Origin of the sequence: Nostoc sp. CHAB 5715 (assembly GCF_020829685.1) — a bacterium.
Lineage (GTDB): Bacteria > Cyanobacteriota > Cyanobacteriia > Cyanobacteriales > Nostocaceae > Nostoc.
In genome coordinates this window covers 1-3,483 of the sequence record NZ_JAIVFR010000819.1, presented here as the reverse complement: position 1 = coordinate 3,483, position 3,483 = coordinate 1, and the positions used below count along the sequence as shown (strand labels likewise).

Below are 3,483 nucleotides of genomic sequence, written 5' to 3'. Positions count from 1 at the left end.
CTAGAATTAAAGTTCTTTGGCTTTTAGCTAAAGTCTACTGAAGTAGACTAAAGATTTTTACGGATATTTAGTAATCTTTAGATTACTTTTGCTATTAGCAAGGAACTTAAGTTCCTTGCGGGACATGGCTTTTACGTTAAGTTGACAGCAATGCGCATTGCGCCTTGCCCTTACCAGCTACTTTGTATCATTATTAAAGTGAAATGGTATTAGTTAGAGAAATCTCTAGATAATGAAGTCAACTGTGACTTTACAGCACTTAGTACAGCTTTGCGTAAAATCGTAACGTTTTTAATGCAAGGAGACGCATTGGCATTGTCAGCCGATGCATTGGCATTGTCAGCCGATGCATTGGCATTGTCAGTCGATGCATTGGCATTGTTAGCCGATGCATTGGCATTGTTAGCCGATGCATTGGCATTGCAGGGTATTGCCAAATTTAATTCGCTACGAATTAATGAAATGCTGTACTCAGATAATTTATTTATTCCGAAATTTTCCTAAACATCCAAACTAATTTTTATCGCTTGTGTTTTAGGGTTTAAAACCCCATCCCAAGAAGGGTTGCTTGTAATGCGATTGGGGTCTAAATCCCCAGACGCTCGTTCCGACGCTCGTTCCGACGCTCGTTCCGACGCTCGTTCCTCGCTAACGCTGCGCTATCGCTAACGCTGCGCTATCGCTAACGCAACGCTTACACAAAACGTAATTGCGAATGGGCGAAAAAGCGAATTGCGAATTGTTTAACAACAAGTAGCTTCTGGCGCATAAACTTCTCTTTGGGTCTACACAAAACCAAGACCCCACGTTGTACAATCGCTAGAAATACAATCTGGAGAGCGACTTGCCTAGATCGATTCAGTCTACTCAACCACCATTAAAATTCATTCCCCAACGGTTGAACTTGCTGGTACTCCAGATTGTTCGGTGGTTGCTGCCGATCGCACTACGGTTCCGCACTCGTCCTTGGTTAACGGCTGGTATTGTCCGTGTTGAAGCCAATAATGTTGAGGTATTAGCTGAACTTTATCAACAATTCCAGGCTGGGAAAATTCGCTTTTTGCTGGCATTTCGCCACCCAGAGGTGGAAGATCCCCTGTGTATGTTGTATTTGCTTTCCCGCATTGTGCCACAGGTTGCTCGTCAGGAAGGTATTACACTAAAATCCCTTGTTCACAGCTATTTTCTCTATGATCGGGGGATGACGGTTTGGGCTGGAAAGTGGCTAGGTTGGTTGTTTTCTTGGTTAGGAGGTGTGCCGGTTCATCGGGGTAGGCGACTAGATCGCCAAGCTATTCAAACTGCACGGGAGTTGTTTGCTAATGGCGAAATACCGATCGCAGTAGCACCGGAAGGCGGTACTAATGGTCATAGTGGTATTGTTAGCCCCTTAGAACCTGGTGTTGCTCAAATGGGGTTCTGGTGTGTAGAAGACTTGCAAAAAGCCAATCGGACTGAGACTGTGATCATTGTACCGATCGCTATCCAATATCGCTATGTTGAGCCACCTTGGTCTAAACTGGATTGGCTGTTGAGTAAGTTAGAAGCTGATAGTGGCTTGTCAGCAATGGAAATTGAGCAGGGGGAGGGCGAAGAGATTTACTATCAACGCCTCTGTAGGTTGGCTGAATATCTGATTACCGAGATGGAAGAATTTTATCGTCGCTTCTATCATCAAGACATCCCAAAAACCATCTTAACTGATGAATCTGCTAGTCCGAATCAGGTATTAATTGCTCGACTTCATCGGTTACTGGATAAGGCTTTACAAGTTACCGAGCAATATTTTGGAGTTCAAGCGCAGGGTAATTCCATTGATCGCTGTCGCCGCTTAGAAGAGGCTGGCTGGAATTACATTTATCGGGAAGATTTGCCAGATATCAATGCTTTACCACCCTTTAAACGCGGTTTGGCAGACTGGATTGCCCAGGAAGCAGACTTGCGAATGGGGCACATGCGGATAGTGGAAAGTTTTGTTGCAGTCACAGCTACTTATATTCAGGAACAACCGACGGCGGAACGGTTTGCCGAAACTGCTTTGCTTGTATTCGATATGCTTTCTAGAATTCAGGATAGAACACTTCCAAGGCGACCTCGATTAGGTTTGCGAGAAGCACAAATTACTGTAGGGGAACCAATTTCAGTAACCGAACGTTGGGAAAATTGTCAGGGCGATCGCTTGGCGGCTAGACAAGGTGTAAGCGATTTGACAAAAGATTTGCAAATCGCTTTAGAGAAGATGATTGCTTGATTGCCTGATGCAGAGGTGATAATTATTCAAGTAAGGGACTTCCAATTAACAATTCAAAACTTGTACTGAGCGTAGCCGAAGTATTCAAAACTTGTACTGAGCGTAGCCGAAGTATTCAAAATTGAAGAGAGTTTCAGACGGAAACTTCGCGTAGCCGAAGTACGGGGATTTAAACCCCGATGGTTCCTGAGCGAAGTCGTTCGCGTAGCGTCCCGCAGGGAAGGACTGAAACTAAACTACGTGTTGACGTTGCGGGTCTTAAACCCTTTAATTTACGAGAAAAAAATACTCAACTACTTCTTGTGGAATGGGCGACACGAGCGCCCAATAACTAAAGGCCGGTAAAATGCCATTTACAAAAAGACGGCGAGAAAGCCCCCAAACTTCAATGTATGGGATGATTTCTCGTTCCCCGTCAAGCGTCATTAGTCACTTGTACTGAGCTTGTCCTGAGCGTAGTCGAAGGGCGTAGTCGAAGTATTGCTCAATAGTAACTAGTATTATTTAATAAAAAAATTGCGTATAACTACTAATGACTAATGACTAATGACTAATGACTTCGATTTCCCCCGGCTTGAAGCCGGGGGATGAGTTAATTGTATAGTTACACCCTTCCAGAGGATCGGATTTTTGCGAAGGTATTGCTTATTTAATTGATTAAGTTTGTCAAACTTTAGAATGAGATATTATGTCTGATTATCTCTTATTTTTGAATCTATAGTTAGAGATAAAAAATCGACTGATTTGTTACCTTTTAGATGTATTCGGCGCAGATTGACTGCTAATTAAATTTGCTGTTTGAGAAATTTTTCTTTTACAGCTATTTTCAGGTAAATAGACCACGCGGTAGGGGTTTAGCAATGCTCATTGGTATCAACTTAAGCTAAAAATCGCTTATCTGTTAACTTCCTCACCCGCCTTGGAATGAATTCCAAGGCTAATAGCTCAAGTCTACTGAAGTAGACTAAAAATTTTGACAGACTACTAGTCATCTTCAGATGACTTTTGCTATGAGCAAGGAACTGAAGTTCCTTGCGGGACATGGCTTTTACGTTAAGTTGACACGTATGAGCAATGCGCTTTACCCCTACAACAGATGTGGTTAAAATACATGAAAACTGCTGTAAAATCGCTTGCTCTAAACCTCGATTCTCCATCCAGTCGCACAGAATCCATGCTGGATTCTGGCTCCTGAATTCTTCTTCGGTAAATAATAAAAGGTTCGTAGTGTT

Annotated in this window: 4 protein-coding genes; 2 read left to right on the top strand and 2 right to left on the bottom strand. The window is 42.9% G+C overall.

Annotated elements, in window-relative coordinates:
- Positions 1-294 precede the first annotated feature (294 nt).
- Both LC574_RS31870 and LC574_RS31865 read left to right on the top strand, forming a co-directional pair.
- Positions 295-504, top strand: coding sequence for a hypothetical protein (locus tag LC574_RS31870; protein WP_229457569.1), 210 nt, complete (start codon positions 295-297; stop codon positions 502-504).
- Between the two features lie 340 nt (positions 505-844).
- Positions 845-2,251 (top strand): 1-acyl-sn-glycerol-3-phosphate acyltransferase, encoded by a 1,407-nt coding sequence (locus LC574_RS31865; RefSeq protein ID WP_229457567.1) that lies wholly within the window; start codon positions 845-847, stop codon positions 2,249-2,251.
- Positions 2,252-2,518: 267 nt separating this feature from the next.
- Here the strand turns inward: LC574_RS31865 and LC574_RS31860 are convergent, their stop codons facing one another.
- Together LC574_RS31860 and LC574_RS31855 are read right to left on the bottom strand one after the other, a co-directional pair.
- Complete coding sequence (locus tag LC574_RS31860; protein WP_229457564.1) at positions 2,519-2,677, bottom strand: hypothetical protein; 159 nt, start codon at positions 2,675-2,677, stop codon at positions 2,519-2,521.
- Between the two features lie 452 nt (positions 2,678-3,129).
- A partial coding sequence (locus LC574_RS31855; protein WP_229457562.1) for a hypothetical protein occupies positions 3,130-3,483 on the bottom strand: 354 nt, incomplete at its 5' end.